The organism is Lentisphaera araneosa HTCC2155 (genome assembly GCF_000170755.1).
Lineage (GTDB): Bacteria > Verrucomicrobiota > Lentisphaeria > Lentisphaerales > Lentisphaeraceae > Lentisphaera > Lentisphaera araneosa.
Map to the genome: position 1 here is coordinate 34892 of NZ_ABCK01000007.1, position 20272 is coordinate 55163.

At 39.8% G+C, this 20272-nt stretch carries 17 protein-coding genes; 5 read left to right on the forward strand and 12 right to left on the reverse strand.

Annotation, left to right across the window (positions count from 1 at the left end):
* Positions 1 to 2: 2 nt before the first annotated feature.
* On the reverse strand, positions 3 to 965 hold the full coding sequence (locus tag LNTAR_RS08555) for a hypothetical protein (RefSeq protein WP_007278280.1): 963 nt from the start codon (positions 963 to 965) through the stop codon (positions 3 to 5).
* Between the two features lie 782 nt (positions 966 to 1747).
* Here LNTAR_RS08555 and parA point away from each other — a divergent pair.
* The 3 genes from parA to LNTAR_RS25430 all read left to right on the forward strand — a co-directional run bounded on the left by parA (position 1748) and on the right by LNTAR_RS25430 (position 4469).
* Entirely contained in the window at positions 1748 to 2392 is a 645-nt protein-coding gene (gene parA, locus LNTAR_RS08560; protein ID WP_007278281.1) for a ParA family partition ATPase, read from the forward strand.
* Entirely contained in the window at positions 2393 to 2767 is a 375-nt protein-coding gene (locus tag LNTAR_RS08565) for a hypothetical protein (RefSeq protein WP_007278282.1), read from the forward strand.
* A 256-nt stretch (positions 2768 to 3023) separates the two neighbouring features.
* Entirely contained in the window at positions 3024 to 4469 is a 1446-nt protein-coding gene (locus LNTAR_RS25430; protein ID WP_007278283.1) for an ISNCY-like element ISLar7 family transposase, read from the forward strand.
* Between the two features lie 280 nt (positions 4470 to 4749).
* Here LNTAR_RS25430 and LNTAR_RS08575 read toward each other — a convergent pair whose 3' ends face one another.
* The 3 genes from LNTAR_RS08575 to LNTAR_RS08585 all read right to left on the reverse strand — a co-directional run bounded on the left by LNTAR_RS08575 (position 4750) and on the right by LNTAR_RS08585 (position 7614).
* Positions 4750 to 5034, reverse strand: coding sequence for a hypothetical protein (locus LNTAR_RS08575; RefSeq protein ID WP_157473419.1), 285 nt, complete (start codon positions 5032 to 5034; stop codon positions 4750 to 4752).
* Between the two features lie 61 nt (positions 5035 to 5095).
* A complete protein-coding gene (locus LNTAR_RS08580) occupies positions 5096 to 5728 on the reverse strand; it encodes a 3'-5' exonuclease (RefSeq protein WP_007278285.1) in 633 nt (210 codons plus the stop codon).
* Positions 5725 to 7614 (reverse strand): DUF294 nucleotidyltransferase-like domain-containing protein, encoded by a 1890-nt coding sequence (locus LNTAR_RS08585; protein ID WP_007278286.1) that lies wholly within the window; start codon positions 7612 to 7614, stop codon positions 5725 to 5727. Before LNTAR_RS08585 ends, LNTAR_RS08580 begins: the two co-directional genes overlap by 4 nt.
* Before the next feature lie 198 nt (positions 7615 to 7812).
* Here LNTAR_RS08585 and LNTAR_RS08590 point away from each other — a divergent pair, with 198 nt between their 5' ends.
* On the forward strand, positions 7813 to 11361 hold the full coding sequence (locus tag LNTAR_RS08590; protein ID WP_007278287.1) for a transporter substrate-binding domain-containing protein: 3549 nt from the start codon (positions 7813 to 7815) through the stop codon (positions 11359 to 11361).
* 49 nt (positions 11362 to 11410) lie between these two features.
* On the opposite strand, the gene LNTAR_RS25435 is transcribed toward LNTAR_RS08590, so the two are convergent.
* The 8 genes from LNTAR_RS25435 to LNTAR_RS08625 all read right to left on the reverse strand — a co-directional run bounded on the left by LNTAR_RS25435 (position 11411) and on the right by LNTAR_RS08625 (position 19553).
* Positions 11411 to 12256 carry a KH domain-containing protein gene (locus LNTAR_RS25435; RefSeq protein WP_007278288.1) on the reverse strand — a complete coding sequence of 282 codons (846 nt, stop codon included), beginning with the start codon at positions 12254 to 12256 and terminating at the stop codon, positions 11411 to 11413.
* 12 nt (positions 12257 to 12268) lie between these two features.
* Complete coding sequence (locus LNTAR_RS25440) at positions 12269 to 14113, reverse strand: YidC/Oxa1 family insertase periplasmic-domain containing protein (protein ID WP_007278289.1); 1845 nt, start codon at positions 14111 to 14113, stop codon at positions 12269 to 12271.
* Positions 14114 to 14118: 5 nt separating this feature from the next.
* Positions 14119 to 14343 carry a membrane protein insertion efficiency factor YidD gene (gene yidD / locus LNTAR_RS26580; protein WP_238527749.1) on the reverse strand — a complete coding sequence of 75 codons (225 nt, stop codon included), beginning with the start codon at positions 14341 to 14343 and terminating at the stop codon, positions 14119 to 14121.
* Positions 14344 to 14372: 29 nt separating this feature from the next.
* Entirely contained in the window at positions 14373 to 14768 is a 396-nt protein-coding gene (gene rnpA, locus LNTAR_RS08605; RefSeq protein WP_007278290.1) for a ribonuclease P protein component, read from the reverse strand.
* Positions 14769 to 14784: 16 nt separating this feature from the next.
* The gene (rpmH, locus tag LNTAR_RS08610; protein ID WP_007278291.1) at positions 14785 to 14922 is read right to left on the reverse strand and encodes a 50S ribosomal protein L34; all 138 of its coding nucleotides are present in this window, start codon (positions 14920 to 14922) and stop codon (positions 14785 to 14787) included.
* 164 nt (positions 14923 to 15086) lie between these two features.
* Positions 15087 to 18479, reverse strand: coding sequence for an MFS transporter (locus LNTAR_RS08615; protein WP_007278292.1), 3393 nt, complete (start codon positions 18477 to 18479; stop codon positions 15087 to 15089).
* A 61-nt stretch (positions 18480 to 18540) separates the two neighbouring features.
* Positions 18541 to 19338, reverse strand: coding sequence for an OmpA family protein (locus LNTAR_RS08620; RefSeq protein ID WP_007278293.1), 798 nt, complete (start codon positions 19336 to 19338; stop codon positions 18541 to 18543).
* Positions 19335 to 19553, reverse strand: coding sequence for a hypothetical protein (locus LNTAR_RS08625; RefSeq protein ID WP_007278294.1), 219 nt, complete (start codon positions 19551 to 19553; stop codon positions 19335 to 19337). The genes LNTAR_RS08620 and LNTAR_RS08625 overlap by 4 nt, the downstream gene beginning before the upstream one ends.
* A gap of 215 nt (positions 19554 to 19768) precedes the next feature.
* Here LNTAR_RS08625 and hpf point away from each other — a divergent pair, with 215 nt between their 5' ends.
* Positions 19769 to 20128: a ribosome hibernation-promoting factor, HPF/YfiA family gene (hpf, locus tag LNTAR_RS08630; protein ID WP_007278295.1), complete on the forward strand. Its 360-nt coding sequence runs from the start codon at positions 19769 to 19771 to the stop codon at positions 20126 to 20128.
* The last annotated feature ends 144 nt before the right edge of the window (positions 20129 to 20272 follow it).

The following is a 20272-nucleotide window of genomic DNA, read 5'->3' on the forward strand; positions in this document are numbered from 1 at the left end:
CTTTACTTTTGTGGTGGCCCTACTTTTTTAGCCCATGCCGTTAGAGTAAAATCTAGATAATTAGTGCCATCACCTTTAACCATACCCGTAGGGTTAAATAAGCTCGCAAAAAAGTCATTTGTCGACTTACTCACACCGCCCAAGTTTATGGGACGCCCTTGATAAGCTGTTACTTTGGTATTTAAGGTTTGTACTTCAAACTTATCATATCCTCCACCAGGTTTCTTTACTCGAATCATTGGGACAAGTTCAACTTCTATTATCCCATTTCCGCGATATTTCGGCTTTATGTAAAGTTCAGTTCCTACATTAGTAGTTCCTCTTAAATGCTCGTTGAGTTGTACAGGTTGTCGTGTTCTGTGGTTGATCCATACATATTGACTCATTGATTTTGTATAGTACGCAGTTTCTACTGCCCATAGTTTCGCTGGGTACCCACTCATTGTAGTTAAAGTTATTTTTTGAGTTTCATCTGAGCTCTGTTTATGAACACCACCATCAATTCTAATATCTCTTGGTGTTTTGATATCACCATCTTTAATGATGATGGGGCCAGTATTAATAATAATACCCTTTCTTGCTAAACTCTTGGTATTTTTATAGTTTATTTCTACGTGGATGTTATAAGCTTCTTCCTGACTCTCATTAAGTATCTGAATAACTCGGTTATGCCCCTCTATTTGATCTATAACTAATATTGAATTCATTCGACTTATATAGGTCGCTTTCCCTTTTTGAGTCAAAGAAATATTGATGAGTTCAGAAAGTTCTGCATAATTTGACATTCCTAAGGAATAACGTTTAACTAGTGGTTCGGGTTTTAATTCAATTTTCTTCCCATTTATTTCTGCATACTTCTTAGTTGGGACTTCCATGAGTTCATACTTTAATTTGTATCCCTCAGTTTTATCCTGAGCAATTAAAGTTCCGATCATTAGAGCAAAACAAATAATAGATTTAAACATAATAGCAGCCTGCTTTTACTTTAATTTTTATAGCTATCTTTATTATAGCCTTTTTAGGGAAACGTAAACCATTGGAAATTACTAACTTACGTTTTTAACTATAACAAATCTCTGATTTCCTTTCTAAAGTATAACTTTTTTTTGATGATATGTAACTTTTTTCTGACTTTATTAGTTTAAATATAACTTTTTTTCACTTTCCCTAATTCGTTGATTTCTATGTATTTACGGATCTAGTCATTTGTATTGTGTTTATAGTCAATGTTTTGTAACTATCCAAGAAAAAACTACTATAACTTTTTTCTGACTTCTTTAGGGTAATTGGATCTTTTTGAGTTCAAAATCCATAAAAAGTATAGGATAACTTTTTTCGGATTGTTGCTCATTAAGTGTAGTTGCTTTTAACTATAACTAATATCGGAGTTTTGGGGCTATTCCTGTGTGAAAGCTCTTCAATCCTTGCTTAATATCCACCTTTCAAGAGTGTTTTCTTCTTCAAAGGAACCTACTTCCCGTGTAATGATGAGGAAATCCGCACTTGGTTATATTTTATTGCATGATGAAAATCAGTAAAAAGTTATATTTAAAGAGTATTTAATTAAGCAACTAAATAATTAATGTATTATTTAGTTATATATATAATATTTTCATTATAAATATTTACATATTATTAAATAATTAATGTAAGATTGAAAAAATCAGTAAAAAGTTATAGAAGGATCTTGTTTCTCTTATAAATGAGTATTAGCTTGAATCAATCTTATAAAAAAAGGAGATCGGCGATGATTATATCAGTATTAAATATTAAAGGTGGTGTCGGTAAGACGACTGTGGCAGTCAACTTGGCGTGTAGCATTCAGCAAGCAGGGCAAAAGGTTCTTATAATAGATACGGATAGCCAGGGCTCAGCTCTAGCTTGGCAAGGGCAACGCGAACAGAATGATGTTATGCTCATTAGTCTGCCCAATGCGGTAGTGCTCCGTAAGCAGGCTTTAAAGCTCTCAGAAGAGTACGATACAGTAATTATTGATGGCTCACCAAATGTTGATACTTTAGCAGCCGTTAGCATTGCTTTAAGTGATTTAATTTTATTGCCAGTGGGGCCTTCACCTCTTGACATTTGGGCCAGTAGTAAGATGGTGAGTAAAATCGAAGAGGCTCAAGCAATTAATCCTTCTATTAATGCTGCTTTCTTAGTTAATAAGTTTAATGGAAGAACCTTAATTTCTCAGGAAACTGAAATGGTTTTAAAAGAGTATCCATTAGAGATGATGGACACAAAACTAGGGAGTAGGGTGGCTTATGCTGATACCATGACTCAAGGCTTGAGTGTATTGGAATGGCATGATAAGAAGGCGAAAGAGGAATTGCAGTCACTTCATGAAGAAATAAATCGAAAATGGTTAAGTTTAAAAAAGGTGGTCTAAATGGCTGGATCAAAAAGAAAGCCGCTTTCATTAGCAGGCGTTAGAAGTGAGGAAGAAGTAGATAAAGTTTTGTCTAATCTGAGCAACTCTAAAAGTGAACTAGAAAATATTGTCAACTTGAGTGCCAAGAGCGAAAGTCATAAGAAAGAGCAGAGTAAAGAGCGAGTGACTTTTTATTTATCTTCAGACGTACTAGAAGAACTAGAAAATACTTACGATGAAATCAGGCGATCAATGCCATATAAGTTCAAGACTAAGATCAAGAAGTCCCACTTAGTGGAATTTGCTATGGAACGTTTATTAGAAGATCATAACAAGAATGGGCGTGATAGTTCATTAGGAAGAATGGTCGAGTCGGTTAAGCGCGGCGAGTAAGGGAGTTTAAAAAAACAGCCCCCAAGTAGAGATACTTGGGGGCTGTTTTGGTTTAATGAATAAGTAGTGCCTGACCGAAATGAACCTAAGTCTTTTAAGTATAATAATTTATAAGGAAAATAAGTTGTGAGTTTTTCTAGAAAACAGTATTAAAGCACCCTATAAAACTTTTGTTTAAATGTATAGTACTTCATCATAAACTACTTTTATCCAATAGGATACAGATAAAATAAAAGAACCCAAGGTGTCATATAGCATGCGTAATTTTACAAGTACACAAGCAGAATTAGGAGAAAACCCACTTCTCGGAGTCACGCCAATTGAACAAGTGAGACTCGACACATACTGCCGTGATGAAATAACCAAAACTCTTCGTGGTTTACAAGAAATTTATCGAAACAAAGTTTTACTCAAAGAAATCCAAGATGTTTTGTCTGAATTAGTTCCTAAAGGAACATCCTGGAATGATGGACGTAAAGGAATGGATCTCTGGGTTATTTTTGTTTTAGGCACTTTGCGTTTGAGCTGTAATTGGGATTATGACAAGCTCAAAAGTTGCTATGATTATCATCACAAAATTCGGGAGATCTGTGGAGTTGATCTTTTTTGTGATGTCGACATAGTTACAGGACGCCAAACAATACACGATAACGTTAGCCTTTTTACAAAAGAAATTGCCAATAAAATTAGTAAGCTCGTAGTTGCTTTCAGCCATGAATTACTTTTCCCAGAAGAACGAGAATTACATAGTCGTTGCGATTCTTTTGTTTTTGAAACGAATGTTCATTTCCCCACTGATTTGAATCTATTAAAAGATTCTGTACGCAAAGTATTGAGCATCGGAGGCAAATTGGCTTCATCTTTGAAAATCACTGGCTGGCGTGAAGTAAAAAGCCAGCAAAAGAAATTCCATAGCCTTTATAATAAACTGAGCAAGATGCGTCACTCTAACTCGAAGAAAGAAGAGCGAAAGGAAAAACGTCGCTTAGAAATAGAGGAGATAATTAAGGATTACCTTAGTGTGGCTCGAGCTCATTTACTCAAAGCAAGAACTCTCCAGAATTCTTTAGATGAAGAGTGTCCCAAGCTTCAGTTAAACATGGATTACACGGACTTATTCATTAAGCAAATAAGTCGTAGAGTTCTTAATGGAGAGACTATTTCACCCGATGAAAAGGTGTATTCGATTTTTGAACCTCACACAGAATGGATATGCAAAGGAAAAGCTGGGATTCGTCAGGAACTTGGCGTGAAGGTATGTGTAGTTGAAGATCAGTTTGGCTTTATTCTCGACCATAGGATCATGAAGGGCGAGCAGGATAAAGACGTGGCGGTTGAAATGGTTCGTAAAAGTAAGGAGCTGTACCCTGGGCTGACATCGATGAGTTTTGATAAGGGTTTTTATTCAAAGGTAGATAAGGATGGTCAAAATAATCACTCCCGCATTGAAGCATTAGAGGTAAGAGCTCACCTCCCTGTAAAAGGTCGCCGAAATAAAGCTGCTCAAGAGCGTGAACGTAAGGAGGCCTTTGTCGTCGCTCGCAAACAACACCCCGCAGTTGAATCAGCTATTAACGCTCTTGAAAGTCATGGTTTTGACCGATGCCCTGATAAGGGTACTCCTAATTTCGAACGTTATGCCGCTATGGCGATAAGTGCCAGTAATATCCATCATCTTGGTGCTATCATCATGGCCAGATAAATCAAAGTCCTACGTAGAAAAAGAAAAAGCGCTTAAAGCTCTTCATAATAATAAAAACGCCATTCACGGCGTACTTTCTCCTGCCTTGACTTAGTGAATAAATAGAAAAAAGCCTTTGTTCTGACGCCTAGGCCTTAAAAAAATGATAATACTATGACTGCACGACACGTATAGCCATATTTTGAATTTTTATATTAACTTAAAATCATCAACAAACTCATAAACACTGGGTTTTCGGTCACGCACTAAGTAAATAATTAATTAACAAAGTCAATAATTGTTAACCTAAGTCTTTGAAACGCTGGAGAAAATCTTGGTCAAAGGAACTTGGGTTGGAAACTATAAGGTCGGATTCCCTAAAATTGAGAGAAAAAACGAGGCGGTATATGTCGACTTTTTTTGATGGATTATAGCGAATGCGTACTTTGAGAAGACCTTCTTGAAGTGCTCGAGAAGTGGTGGTTTGTGACCAGCCATAAGAGTGGGCATTTGAAATGAGTTTTTCTTCAATCATATGCACTTGTCGTTTTTTACTATGATAATGATCTGGATCTTTTAGCTTCATAATTTTGTTTTGTTTGTTGAATAAATATAACAAGTCAAAAATTAAAAAGCAAAAAAACTCTTTAAGAACGCGATTTAAGGCTAAGCAGCGACTGTAGGGAAACTAATTGTTTTTTTCGTAACTCAGAGAGAATTTTTAAAAAAAGGCAGGCCGTTGAAGTGGCATCGCCAAGAGCATTATGAGCTTCAAAACTTGGTAGATTATAAAAGTCACAGAGTTCGTTGAGTTGGATGGAAGAGGGGCATGGTTGAAGTGTTTTAACTAGAAGCCGAGTATCTAAATGAGGGTACAAGAAGGGGAGGGGCATGACTGGATTTAAGAAGGATAAGTCAATATCAAAGAAGTGACCGACGGGGATACAGTTTTGACAAAAATCACTGAATTCTTTTAAGACTGCTATTTGATCGGAACCTGTTGAGATTTGTTCGTGATTCAAGCGGTGAATCAGAATCGTCTCATCTCGAAGCTTCTGTTTTTCTTGGAAGATAACACGGTAAAAACTTTCCTGGCTTTGAATGCGTCCTTGGCTAATTTTTACAGCTGCAATTGAAAGTAATTTATCTTGTTTGGGTTTGAGTCCAGTCATTTCGCAATCGATGACGACATAATCCAGTTTGCTCGCATCATGATCCAACATTTCTTCGGGAAAAGAAGCGGAAGCAGGTTTTGTAAAAATGTCTGTTAAAAAACTCACTGAGTCAAACCTGCATTAAAACGCAGTTTAATTTTTAATTGGATATCAGGTATAAGTTTGAATGCGGATTTTAACATATCGCGTTCCAGAGTCGAAAGTTCCTGCGGGTTGATGAAGTTATGGCTGTCTTCGTTTTGTTCTAATAGTTCAATTTGGTGCTGTAAACGGTGGTAGAGGTATAAGCTCCATGCACGCTGGAGGTTTTGGTTTTCCTCATTCGATAAAATCTCTTTTTGATTAAGCTCATCTAATCGACGGGCCGTTGAAGTGGCATCGAGAGAAGATTCGAGTGATAAGATGCGAGCGAATTCCACAATAAAATTCATGACGTATTTAATGTCGAGAGAATTTTTATGTTCGCCGCCTTTGGAGACGATAAAATTATTAAAAAAACCTAGGGGGGCAGATTGTTGGAGATAGTTATGGCTAAGGGCAGAAAAGAGTTTATGAGTACTGGGACATAGGTCAGCTAATAGGTGAGAGCGCAGCTTTTGAGAAAGTTGACCCTTGCCAAAGACGTGGCGAAAATCAAAGAATATTTGCGCATTCAAGAGATTTTCTTTGAAAGGTTTTTCGACCCATCTGCTAAAGTTACTTTTCCAAATTTTGAGAGGCTGGCACCACTGATCATTTTCTGCCATGATACGACCTTTGCAATAGATGTAGCCTGCACTATCGAGTTGACTACAAACAAGGCTCGCAAAATTTTGGAACCAAGAATGAACCTTGGGGTCATCACAATCTTCGTAGATGAGGGCGTTATCTTGATCCCCAGACAGAGTTTGTTCTAGGCGACCTTCGCTTCCTAAAACGAGGAAGTCAAAATCGACGGGAGCTTCACCTGTAGTCTTCAAGGTTTCCTTTATGGTGCACCGCATAATAGCGTCATTAACACGGGAGATGTATTGAACAGTATTGAGGGGAGAATAACCTTGGAGTAATAAATCATTAACGACTTGAGGGAGTTTGTTTTTGATTTCTCGAGTTTCGTTAACAGTTTTGCATTGGCGAATTTTATATATAAAATCAAGTGGAGAGCCACTTTGGACCTGAGGTAAATCAAGAGCAGACAAAACCGCACTCACTTCTCCATCTGAATTAATCCCAGGTAAGTGAGAAAGTCCATGACGCTCCATTTTTAAGAGAGCCTCGAGAACACTGTAATCATCTTGGATAGTTTTGACGTTTTTTGTCATGATATCGGAGGCAAAAGTAGAGGAGGGGGGCTGTCCCGCAGCGATGGAGCGACGAATATCACTATCACTGATGACACCTGTGAGCTTCTGCTCATTCATAACCATACAAAAACCAAAATCTGAATCAGACATAATTTTAGCAACTTCACTTAGGCTATGGTGTTCTTGGCAAAAATTTAAAGGTCGTTTACAAGCCGTCTTCATGCTTACCTGCATAAAGCCTTCTTGATTGCGGTTACCGCGATTTCGCATTTGTGAACAGGAACGGATAAAATTGGCTTCGTTTAGTGGATTGAAGAAGTAATCTTCAATATGACTATGAAGTTTGATTAAATCTACGAAATCACTCTTTGGGATGAAGTAGGCAAAGGTGTCCTCTTTGGATTTTACACTGCGAAGTGAAATCCCTCCGTTGCGCAAGATGCTGAGTGCGCCATAAACTTCATATTCATTGAGGATGTCATGTTCGATTTCTTCATTGCTTTCATAGCTGAGCTCGAAGCCCCCCTGCATAATAAAGTAGGCACCATCTAAAGGGCTGAGGGCTTGTTGAAAAATATGCGTGTTTTTGGGGAAGTAAACTATTTGGGCTTTCTTTGAAATCGCTTGTATATCATCTTCATGCATTCCCTGAAAAGTGGGAACTCGTGAGAAAAATTCAAAGATTTCTTTAAGTTGATTTGAGGGCATGAAGTTAAGCTATTTTAATTGTTAGTTATTAATGAAATTAAGTTTTCTCGAAGCTTTTACAAATGAGGAAGTCCCAAGATGGATTATTGTTGATGTGGTTTTTTATACGGCTGTTTTTGACACGATGAAAAGACAAAGTTCGCTTTCTCTTTCTGTAGTATATATATTGGATAGAATGTGAGACAAGGTTTTTAGATAATGATGTATAAAATATTTTTCTTTTTGGCAATCAGTTTGTCAGTGTTTTCTCAAGGGAACTTGGGTTTAAGCAATGAAGAAAAAGAATGGCTAAAGCAGCATCCCGTTTTGCGCGTAAGTAATGAACTGGATTGGGCTCCGTATGACTTTAATGTTAAGGGAAAGGCTCAAGGTTACAGCGTGGGTTATATTAAACTATTAGCTGAACGCTTGGGTGTGGAAGTTGAATTCATCAGTGGTTATTCCTGGAAACAATTATTGAGGATGAGTCGAGAGAAAAAGATCGACATTATACATCCTATTAGTTATTCAGAAGAAAGAGAAAAGTTTCTCCATTACACACAAGCCTACCTAGAAACAGTGAACACTTTGGCGATTCGTCAAAACGAGACAAAGATTAAAATATTAGGGGATATGAAAGGAAAAACTTTGGCCATGGTCGAAGATTATGTGACCGTTCAGCCTGTTAAAGAAAAATTCCCACAGATCAATTTTATCATGGTTAAAACTGCAAAAGATGGTCTCAGGGCCGTTGCTGCAGGTAAGGCGGATGCTTTTATGGAGGAAGTAAACACCATGGACTATTTAATGCATGCCTATGATATTAAAGGCTTAAAGCTCACAACTCAGTTAGGCTTTCCTGAACAACGTCAAGGGACTCATTATTTAGCCGTACGTAAAGATTGGAAAATTTTAAAAGATATTCTGCAAAAAGCGATGAATAGTATTAGCGAGGAAGATCGCTACTCTTTGCGGCAGCAATGGTTCTTCGGGAAGCGAAAGTCAGAAGAGCTAAAGTTTACCGAAAAAGAAAAAACATGGATAGCTAATACACCAGAAATTATGATAGGAATTGATGAGTCCTGGCATGAGTTCGAAGAAGGAGGAAAAGTATATAAAGGTTTGTCCAGCGATTATTTAGAACTCATTTCTAAAAAGTCAGGCTTACATTTTAGTTTTGTGAGAAACGACTCATGGGAAAAAACGGTTGGCTATTTAAAAGAGGAAAAATTACACGCTTTAGACACGGTAGTAAAAACACCTCAGCAACAACAGTATTTAAGTTTCACCAAACCCTATCTCTCTTTCCCCTTTGTTATTGTGACCGACAAAGAAACGACTTTAATTAGCACTCTTGAGCAAGTAAAAGGTCGTAAAATAACTGTGGTGGGAAATCGCCCTGCACATGAAATTTTGCGTTATAAGCATAGTGACTTAGAGCTAATTTTAGAAGATGATGTGACCACATCTTTAATAAAGGTATCAAGGGGAGAAGCTTTTGCTTTTGTAGGTAATTTGGCGGAAGTATCACGCTGTTTAAAAGATCAGAAATTCTCTGATTTAAAAATTTCGGGTGAAGCTCCTTTTCGTTGTGACTTATCTATTGGAGTGCATCACGACTACCCTGAGTTAGTGAATATTCTCAACAAATCTATCAGTATGATAAGTGATGCAGAACACAAATCTATCAAAGAGCGTTGGGGTCGTGATCATATGGGGCAATCTAGGGAGCATGGCTATTTCTGGAGAGTTTTTCTGGTAAGTGTTTTAGTACTATTTGTCGTGTTTATATGGCTTCGTCGACTGTACACACTTAACAAGCAATTATTAAGCTCTAATAAGCAGTCACAGGAACTTAAAGAAGAAGCTGAAGCGGCGAATACTGCAAAGTCCGAATTTTTGGCAAATATGAGTCATGAAATTCGCACCCCGATGAATGCGATCATTGGTTTAGCGCAGCTGGGCTTGAAGGATAAATCTGGTGAAAAGCACGAAGAGTACCTTTATAAAATTAAGCAGTCCAGTGAGAATCTACTGACTATCATCAATGATATTTTAGATTTTTCTAAGATTGAAGCAGGTAAAATGACCATGGAGAAAATCCCCTTTAAATTGAATGAAGTTTTAGAAAAAGTAGGAGGCACACTGAGAGGTCGCATGACGAATCGTAACGTTGATCTGATTTTTCCTGGCCCCCTTTCCTACAAGTTAGTAGGTGATCCCCTTCGTCTTGAACAGGTTTTGCTCAACTTGTTAGGCAATGCATTAAAGTATACCCGCAAGGGGCATGTGATCTTATCGGTTGATGAGAAAGAACTAAAAGAAGATTCAATTTGTCTTCAGTTTTCAGTGGAAGACACGGGGATTGGTTTAAGTGATACTCAAAGAAATAGACTCTTTCAGCCCTTTGCTCAAGGGGATACATCGACGACGAGAAAATATGGTGGAACGGGTTTAGGCCTGTCAATTTCCAAAAAAATTGTCAAATATATGGGTGGGGAAATCTGGCTCGATAGCATGCCGCATAAGGGCAGTGTTTTTTGTTTTACAGCCAATTTTGAAATCCCATTAGAGGACCGAACTAAAACTCGTGATTTTGGGAAAATGGCGGACAAAAAAGCCGTGTTAATTGAAAGCTCAAAACCTTTACGTGACTCTATTGAGAAGAGTTTGGAAGCGGCTTATATGTCAGTCGATTGCTTTGAATCACCTAGTGAATATTTTGAGGCGAAAAAAGATGAGAAACAATACCAGCTGATGATTTGCCCTTACCGCAACTGTGGCGATGTCTTCGAAAAAATAGGGATTCCGATCATTTATACAGCCCACCCACAGGAAACAATTCACCAATCTTTATCGAGTGATCAGAATATTCTCTTTAAACCGATTTATCCTCAGATCCTTTATTCTTCAATTAAAGAAATGTTAAGTAACAAAAAAATCGAAACCAATATTGTTCGCCACATGGATAAAAAGACTCAGGTCAAGTTCCAAGATATTGACTTACTTCTTGTCGATGATAACAAAATGAATCGCTTTGTCGCTTTAGAAATGTTGGAATGTTTGGACATAGTGACCGATAGCGCTGTGAATGGCCGAGATGCTGTTGAGATGTGTCAGAAGAAAACCTACGACATCATTTTAATGGATATTCAGATGCCAATTATGGATGGCCTAGAAGCCACTAAAAATATTCGAGTTGGGGGCCTTAATAAGGATACTCCCATCATTGCGGTGACCGCAAATGCCTTTGTTGATCAGGGTTACGAGTACTTACACGAAGGAATGAATGATCGTCTCATTAAACCTTTTTATAATGAAGACTTACTCTCGGTTTTGGTGAAATGGTTACCGAAAGAAAAGGTGATTAAGAATAGAGCTAGTGAAGGAGAGGACGAACATAAAAACTTTATAGAGAAGTTTAATTTCAAAAAGATTAATGTGGAAGAGGGGATTCATTACACCAATGATAGTGAAAAGCTTTATGATAAGCTCCTCCATGAATTTGTGAATGAATACAGTGATCTGTTGACGACTTTAAATGAGCTCTATCAAAAGCGCAATTTTGGAGACTTAAGTCGTTTAATTCATACCCTCAAGGGGATATCAGCCGTTATTGGAGCCAAAGACTTAGCTTTTAGTTGCCAAGTTTTGGAAGAGCATATCAAGGCTGATAAATTAGAAGAGTTCCCAAAAGCGCTGAGTCAGTTTACTAAACAATTTACTGATGTGATTGAGGACTTGAGCAATCACGGCTATTTGCCCTAAGCAAAAAAAAGCCCCTCGAAGTGAGGGGCTAAAATCAATCTAATCGAGTTTATTGCTTAATAGAAAGCTTAACTCGTTTTTTATCACCAGAAGTACGATTCTCATCGATTTCAGCAATGATTTCTTTGTCGTTTTTGAAGTAGTCGAGAGCTTTGAAGCAGTCGCCTTCAGTCATTGGTGGTAAGTAAGCATCCTCACCCCATTTCTTCACTTCACGTGAAGAGTTACGACATTCAATCTCTAAGCGAGAGAGCTTCTTCTTTGGTTCAGCTTTCGGAGCCGGCTTTTCAGTAGCTTCAGCTTTCGGCTCAGCTTCAGCTTTCGGCTCAGCTTCAGCTTTCGGAGCGTCTTGCTTAGGAGCAGGCTTTTCAGCTGCTTCAGCTTTTGGTTCAGCCTTAGGGGCGGGTTTCTCAGTAGTTTCAGCTTTTGGCTCAGCTTTAGCTTGAGGAGCACTCTGCTCTTTCTTTTCTTGAGGAGCGGGCTTTTCAGTAGCTTCGTCTTTAGACTCAGCTTTATCCTGAGGGCCGTCTTGCTCACCGTTTTCATTTTTATTATTGCGGCGGTTATTGTTGTTGCGCTTGTTATTGTTGTTGCGCTTATTACGAGGTCCGCGTTCGCGTTCGCCTCTGTCTTCTTCGCCTACACCTTTTACATCGATAACGACGTGAGGGTGCTCACCATCTTCACGTTTAAGAACGAGGTTCATGAGGTGTGTAATACTATTGAGGGCAATACCTCTACGTCCGATAAGGCGACCTGGGTCTTCGGAAGTTACGTTGAGGACAATGTTTTTACCTGTGTACTTGTGAGCAACTTCAGCCTTTTGGCCGAGGAGTGTAATAATAGTTTCAAATACGCGTTTAGATTTTTCGCATTCTTGTGTCTTAGTTTCCATGATTTCTCCTAATCATTTTGCGGCAGCAGCTGGAGCTGGAGTGCCGTCTGTAGTCCGGTTGTTGAGTTTGTATTGAATAAGTGTCATGAGCGACTGGAAGCACCAGTAGAGTGTGAGACCAGCAGGCATGCCGTAACAGAAGAACAGCATCATAATAGGCATAAACATCATGACTTTTTTCTGAGTTTCATCCGCAGAGGAAGGAGTCATTTTCTGCTGAACGAGCATTAATAGAGCCCAGATAATTACTAGGGGTCTAATTGGGACACCAGGAATAAAGCCTAGGGTATCGGGCTGCGATAAGTCCGTTATCCATAGGAATTCTACGTGGCGTAATTCAATGGCACTACGAAGTGCATTAAAAAGGGCGATAAAAATAGGCATTTGTAAGAGCATGGGAAGACAGCCACCAGCGGGGTTGACGCCTTCTTCACGATAGAGGGCCATAACCTTTTGGTTCATGACTTGTGGGTTGTCTTTGTTCTCTTCGCGAATTTCTTTGATGCGAGGGCCGAGTACAGCCATCTTTTTCATTGATTTGTTACTCTTGTTCGTTAAACGCCAGAAAAGCAGTTTAACACTGATAGTAAGTAAAATGATGGCGAGGCCAAAGCTATTGACGAAGCCATTGAAGAAGAAGAGTGCTTTGAGAATCATTTCTGATAAAAACCCCAACCAAGAAACCTTCATGTTCATGAACATGTTGAGCTGCATGATGCCTTTCTTGTCATTACCGAGATTTTCTAAAACGTGAATTTCCTGTGGCCCAGCATAGATATCGAGTACGATTTCTTTGGAAGCACCAGGTGCTAAATCAAAGTCAGAGATTTGACCTTCTGCAAAGAGCAAGTCGTATTTGTCTTGGCTACCGTCTTCATTTTTAGTAGGAGAAATGATCTCTTTCGTTTTGGTTCTTACCGTGGCAAATGAATCTGTGGTATCGGCGATAAAAGCAAAGTACTGATTCTTAACGGCGATCCAATCGTAGCTGTCGTTATCATCAGGATCTGGCGAGTAGACCATGAAAGGGTCTTTAAGAACGCGTCCTTGATCTTGAGCTTCTTCAACTTTATCTTGAATATCGCCATCAATGCTAGTTTTGATGTGAGTTTCAATTTTGCGTTCTTTCTTAAGAATCGTATCAATGGCTTGGTCATTACCAATGGCCTGTTGAGTAAAGAAGCCATGCTCGCCCATTTGAATGGGTTGGATGTAACCGCAGTTGAGGTAGAGGCCACTAACATTTAAAGTTTTATCGGAAGTATTGATAAGCTTGTGGTTTAAAGCGAAGTGATAATCTTCTTCAAGTTCCCAAGTACTTTGAACAGCAAAACTTTGACCTTCAAAAGTGTAGGCGGCTTCAGTAATGAGTTTGTCATTTGACTTTTCTTTGACGCGGAGATCAATGAGTTCCCATTTTTCCGCAACCCCAGAGAGGCTAAAGCTGGGCGTATTTTTGTCACCAATTTTAACGTTTTGATCTTTTGCACTCGTTGTAAAGTACTCATTGAGTTGAGCATCTTTCAGGCCTTGGCCAGGACGAATATTGAGTGTGAAATTTTCACCAACACTCAGCGTGTGTAGGGGAAGTTCAGTATTGAGCTCCTTAGGGAGTTCTTCTTTGATTTCAGTCTTGGCAATTTCTTGCTTGGGCTCAGCAATAGTTTTTTCGTTTGTCGTAGAAGTCGGTGAAACTACATCTGAACTTAGAGCAGTATCCGTATTTTCTTCTACGGGAGCTGCAGCTTGGGGCTCAATACCAAAAAACTTTTGATTGATTTTATCGTTCTCAGTATTGAGAATGAGGTAAAGCGAAAGACCTAGAATAATTAGCCAGGCTAATCCTTTCTTATCCATAAGAGTTATTTCTCTCTTTTTGTCACCTTTTTGTCAGGAACTGGATCATAGTTCGAGCCCTTATAGAAAGGGTGACATTTAAAAATTCTTTTTATCGTCAAGTAAAAGCCGCGTAAAAAACCATGAGTGCTTAATGCTTGACGGGAGTAGTTCGAACAATTGGGATGAAATCTGCAAACGGGAGGGAAAAGGGGAGAAAGGCATTTTTGATAAAGCCACACAATTATCATTGCGAAGCGCGCAGCCAAACTTATTTTCTTCACACTAATTTGCTTTTGTCGATAAGCTTTAAGAGTTCTTCCTGTACTTCGATGGAACTCTTACCCGATAAATGGGCCCGGGAAATGATGACAAACCAGCAATTCGGAAGTTTATCCTGAAGGTGACGATAGGCCTCTCGAATGATTCTCTTAGCTCGGTTTCTCTTTACAGCGTGTTTATGAAACCTTTTACTTACGACAATTCCTAGTCTTCGTTGATCGTCAGGCGCTGGTGCATAGCATAAGATAATGGACTTCCCGCGTATGCTTTCAGCATTTTCTCGCATGTAGCGAAATTCATGTCCTTTTACGAGCCTGTGCGATTTTGGAAAACTTAAGTCAGAACTGAGCGTAACTAAGCTTTTTTTGTGAGAATCTTGAGAGGGTTCAGTCACCTTTCAGGATGCCAAATTAGGCTTGCGTAAGCTTAGCGCGACCCTTGGATCTTCTTCTAGCGATAAGTTTGCGACCACTCTTTGTAGCCATACGAGCGCGGAAACCACACATTCTTTTTCTCTTCAACTTTGAAGGTTGATAAGTTCTTTTCATTTTATTTTCCTTGTTACATTATAATTAAAAGTGTCTAAACCTAACCGGATTTGAACAATAAAAACCATAGGGTCCAGTTAAGCGAGTGCTGAATCTAATGCGATATCGCTATTTCATCAAACTGACTAATTGATTTTTCAAAGTAAAAATTTCCCTGGTCATTTTCATGCGTTCTGTTTTTCTACCATTTTGATTGCCAAGTCTTTAAGTCCTTTGAGATCGACTTTTCCTGAGCCCAAAAGTGGAATTTCATCAATTTGGATGAAGTTTTGCGGACGTGGAATCCAAAGATTCGGCAGGCCGTGACTTCGCAAACTTTCAATGATTTCCGCAATGTCTTTGTCGAGTTCAGTGAACAAGACAATGAGCTTTTCCCCACGCGCTTCATCGGGAACACCCATAACGGCGAGTTGTGATGGATCAGTACTAGCTTCCTGATGAAGTACTTCTTCCACAGCTCCATGGGGAACCATTTCACCAGCGATTTTACTGAAGCGAGACAGACGTCCCTGAAGCTGAATCGAGCCATCGCGATGGATTGATGCAATATCACCCGTTATATACCAACCATTTTTGAGAACGGCATTCGTACGGTCGGGATCTTTGAGGTAGCCCCGCATGGTGCCTGGACTGCGCACTAGAAGTAAACCATCTTCACCATGGGCTAAATCTTCGAGTGTATCGGGGTTAACCGTTTTGATTTGAATACCAGGCAAGGGGCGGCCGACGGAATTATCGCGTAAGTGTTTTTTGCCCAATTCCCAAATTTTTACGGGAGCATTAAAACTCACACCAGGAGCAAGCTCGGTGGCGCCATAAGCCTCTGTGGGTAGGACACCAAATTTTTCAAAGAACTCTTTTGAGGTATTTGCATTAAGTTTTTCAGCACCCACAAGCACGAGGCGGAGTTTACTGAAATCTTCTTTTTTACAACGACGCGTATAATTAGCGAGGAAACTCGGTGTGGCAAAGAGAATTGAGCAAGCATATTTACCCATATTTTCACTAACGGCTTTAGCATCGAGCGGGTTCGCTTGCATAACCGCGGGAGTTCCTTGACTAATAGGTAAGTAGAAAGCGGATAGGTAACCAAAGGCATGGAAGAGGGGCATGTGACCTAAAACCACATCATTTTGATTTAAATCACAGACCATTCCCAAAGAGTCGAGATTAGAACTCACATTGAGGTGAGTCAGTTCAACACCCTTGGGAGTCCCCGTAGAACCACTTGAGAAAAGGATCGTTGCGGTATCATCAATTTTTGCTTTGCAGATTGATCTAGAAGGGCGAGCAATACTGAGTAGGGCTTTGATGACATCGACTTTAGTAATGCTTTTAGCAATATCTTCTAAGTAAACGGGTGTGCAGCTCTCCGGCAACTCAATTTTCATTTTCTTGATGGCGAGCTTGGAAGTGATCACGTGTTGGCAATCAGTTGTTTTTAAGGCATGGGCCAAGCCATCTTTTGAAACAGTTGAGTTGAGGAATACGGGAACGGAATCCTGATAATAAGCAGCAAGAGCAGAACTCACTGCAGCCACTGTATTGGGGAGTAAGATGGACGTGTATTCTTTTTTACCATGAACTTTTTTAATTTTTGCGGAAAGCGCTAAAATTTTAATCAGTAGAGGCAAATTCTTAATAGGGCCCTTGTCGGGGTCAATAAAAATGGAACCAAAGGGATTAAACTTGGCATGATGTAAAAATTTCACTGGGCCAGGGACATTTTCATCTGCGCGTATTTTGTGGTCGATAAACTCGAGTTCTTTGACTTTTTCCCAAAGTTCGAGGGCAGGAATATCGTGAGGAACGACTTCGCCTACGTGTACACTGATTTTAGGAGGGAGCGGACCGACGGTATTTGTGAGGCTGAGTCTTTCGCCACTGCGCAAGCTGAAGGTACTATCCCAAGTGCCTCCCATATAAACGGGAAGAACAGTGGCGTCCTCATTTCCTTTAAGTACGCGCTGGAAACCACTTTTAAATTCATTCATGAAACCAGAACGAGTGAGCACACCCTCGGGGAATAAGCACAAAGCTTTACCATCGGCCAAAGCTTGGCGCCCAGCTTCGAGGGACTGAAGAACTGACTTTCTACCGGTATTTACTGGGAGGAAATCAAACATCTCAAAAAAGGGCTTGAGCAAAGGTTTATAATAATAGGTGGAATCAATCATAAACACGATATTACGTGGAATCGCGGCAGAAAGTAAAAAACCATCAATCCAGGTTGAGTGATTCGGCAATAAGAGTAGGGGACCATCGTGCGGAACATTTTCTAAACCACGCCCTCTGATACGGTAGTTGAGTCGAATGGGACCCAAAACTAGGAGCCTAAGGAAGTTGTTGGAAAGAATAATTGCGGCCGGAATACAGGTTAAAGCGAGTGCTAAGGAGCAAGCCCAAATAACTGAATGAGATGTAAGGTCACCACTGCGCTTCCCAAATTCATAGGTTAACCATGTGGTAAAGAGCATACCGAGAAAAACGAGGATGTTTTCAGCTGCCATAATGCGCATGCGTTCTTTCTCAGGAGTTTCTTCTTGAAGATAAACTTTAATTGGCAAGACGAAAAGTCCACCAAAAAAACCGGCCAATAGAATCCATAGACTTGCGATAGTTGGATTTGAAGTTGAGATAAGTTGGCAGAGAGCAAAGGTCATGCCCATGAGACCCGGAACACAAAGCCCACGGTTCATAGTGGTGTGATTGAGGCGACCAGCCACAAAGCAACCGAGACCAATACCGAAAGTCAAAGGTAATAACATGAGTGAACGCTCGATGTCGCTGAGCATCAAGTCATACTTACCCATAGTGAGAATCGCGAAAACGAGGACAATGCCAATACTATAAAAAATAGTTTCACCAATGGCTGCTGCAAGAAGGCCTTTATCTTGGCGAATCGTTTTCATTGGGCCTGCGAGTTCTTTAATCGGGTTAAGGGAAAAAGGCAGGGTGGGGTTTGCGGCTTCAACAGCTTGAGTTTTGCGAATAAAAAACCAGCCGATAATAGCAAATATGGGGAGAACGAGGAGAGAAGCTTTGTAGGTAACGCAAACGCCGGCAAGAGCCGTACCTAAGATGATTCCGGCAAAGTTGAGAAGCTCGAGTTTACCATTGGCATCTTTGATTTCTTGTTCATTAAAAAGCTGAGGCATAATACTAGCGCGAGCGGGAACAAAAAAAGTTGATTGAACGGCCATGAGGAAAACACAGCTATAGAGTAAGCCACCAAGTAGAGGGCTTGGATTTGACGAATCATAGAGCATAACAGCTACAGAGCCTACGAGCATAATGGGGAGCTCGCAGGCTTTGGCAAAGCCCATGACTTTGTGGCGACAAAAACGATCGCCTGCCCAGCCAGCAAATACAGAGAAGAGGATAAAAGGGACTGTAAAAACAATGGAAATACGCGCGTTTAAAATCAGTTCTTCACTACTATCAGTTATAGACATGGCCATAATCAATATAGAAATGTTCTTAAAAGCATTATCATTGAGTGTGCCGAAGAAGTTAGCGAATGCAACAGGTATCAAGCGGCGTGTTTGGGGTGTCATTGGTTTTTTAGGCTCCGTAATTTTTAGCTGCCTTTAATATATGTATAAGAGTGTTTGCGCCCTAATCAATAATTGGGTCACCCGATATTGATTCTGTCAATACTTGGCTTTCGGGTTTAGGGCTTAGGTAAATTTCGATCCGGCGGTTTTGGGCACGTCCGTCTTTAGTCGTGTTATCTGCAACGGGATGAAACTCACCCATGGCCACAGCTTCGATATCTTTTGAGTTGAGTTGCTGAGTAATGAGTAGTTCTTTCACAACAGAGAGAGCGCGAGCTGCCGAGAGTTCCCAGTTATTTTTATAAAGCCCTTTACCGGATAAAGGAACATTATCGGTATGACCTTCCACTCGAATAATGTGATCTGTGGTTTCACTCAGGGCATCGCTAATTTTATTGAGAACTTCTGTTCCACGATCCCCAAGGTTTGCCGTACCTGATGGGAATAGAATTTTATTTTCCATGCTCAAGCTAATTCGGCCATTGAGTTCCTTGAGCTTGATCTCACGACTAGTGATTTCATTTTGTAGCTCTTCAACCAACTTGCTATGTAGAGTCGACATCTCTTCTTTCTCTTCTTCGACACTTCGTTTAAACTCGTCGAGTGTTTGTTGATGCGCTTCGATTAGGGCTTCTTGTTTTTTGATCTCTTGGTCAAGTGCCTGAGAGAGTTCAATTTGTTCTTTTTCCTTTGTACTAAGGTGATCCTCTAAACCAGACTTTTGTTCGAGCAGTTCAGTACGTTCACTTTCGAGTTGAGCTTTATTTTGTTTGAGCTGATCATTTTCCCAGAGTAACCACCCGGCCGTTCCCAAGAGAGAAACAGTGACAATACTCAAAATCCAGAGGGTTGCCTTCATCTTTTACCGTGTACGCTTTGCTCAATTTCTTGTAGAGCTGAAAAGTCACCACGGAAGCTGCGAGCACAATTGGGACAACGAAAATCAATGAGAGTTTCTTCATTCGTAAATTCTTCGTGAATGAGAGAATTGTTTTCACTACAAAGTGGGCAAGCGAAAATAATTTTCCTCATATTTTTAATATAAGAGAGAATTTTTATTTTTATGACATTCATGCGTTTTATCCCAAATTTCGTTGTAAGTAGCGTACTTTCAAAAAGATGACTAATAATAGACTGATTTTTCTAAATTTAAAGAGGCTTTTTTTGTTATAGAATTGTTAATCTTTTCCTTGCTTTTCACTCGCTCTCGTAGTTCTTTATTAGTGGGAAGTGGCTTCCAACAGGAAAAAGTTTCCCAAACGTAAACTCCAAAGAAGAGGAACCATATAATGGATATTATCGTATCAGGAAAAAACCTCCAGTTAACTGAAGCACTAAAAGACAGCGTAGAGAGTCACCTCTCCAATATGCGCGTTAGCTATCCGAAACTCAACAAGGCCGAAGTTGTCCTTTCCCATGGCCACGGGAAATTCAAAGTGGAAATAGTTCTCCATGGGAACAAAATTAATTTAGATGCCCATGCCGAAACCGATGACATGTATAAATCAATTGCCGATGCCGTCGATCGCCTCGATCGCCAGCTCGAGAAAAAACTCGAAACCTTTCACCACAACCATAAAGGTGAACACCTCGGCAATATTGAAAGACGTCATGAAGAAGAGATTCTAGAAGATATCGACGATTACTAAACTCTTCTAAAACCATGACAATAAGGCGATCCAATTTGGATCGCCTTTTTTATTTGTACGCTATGCAATAATTTCTAATATGATCTTACTCAAGAATGACGAAGTCGTAAATCAGCAGGTAGTGATATAAATAAATGACCGATT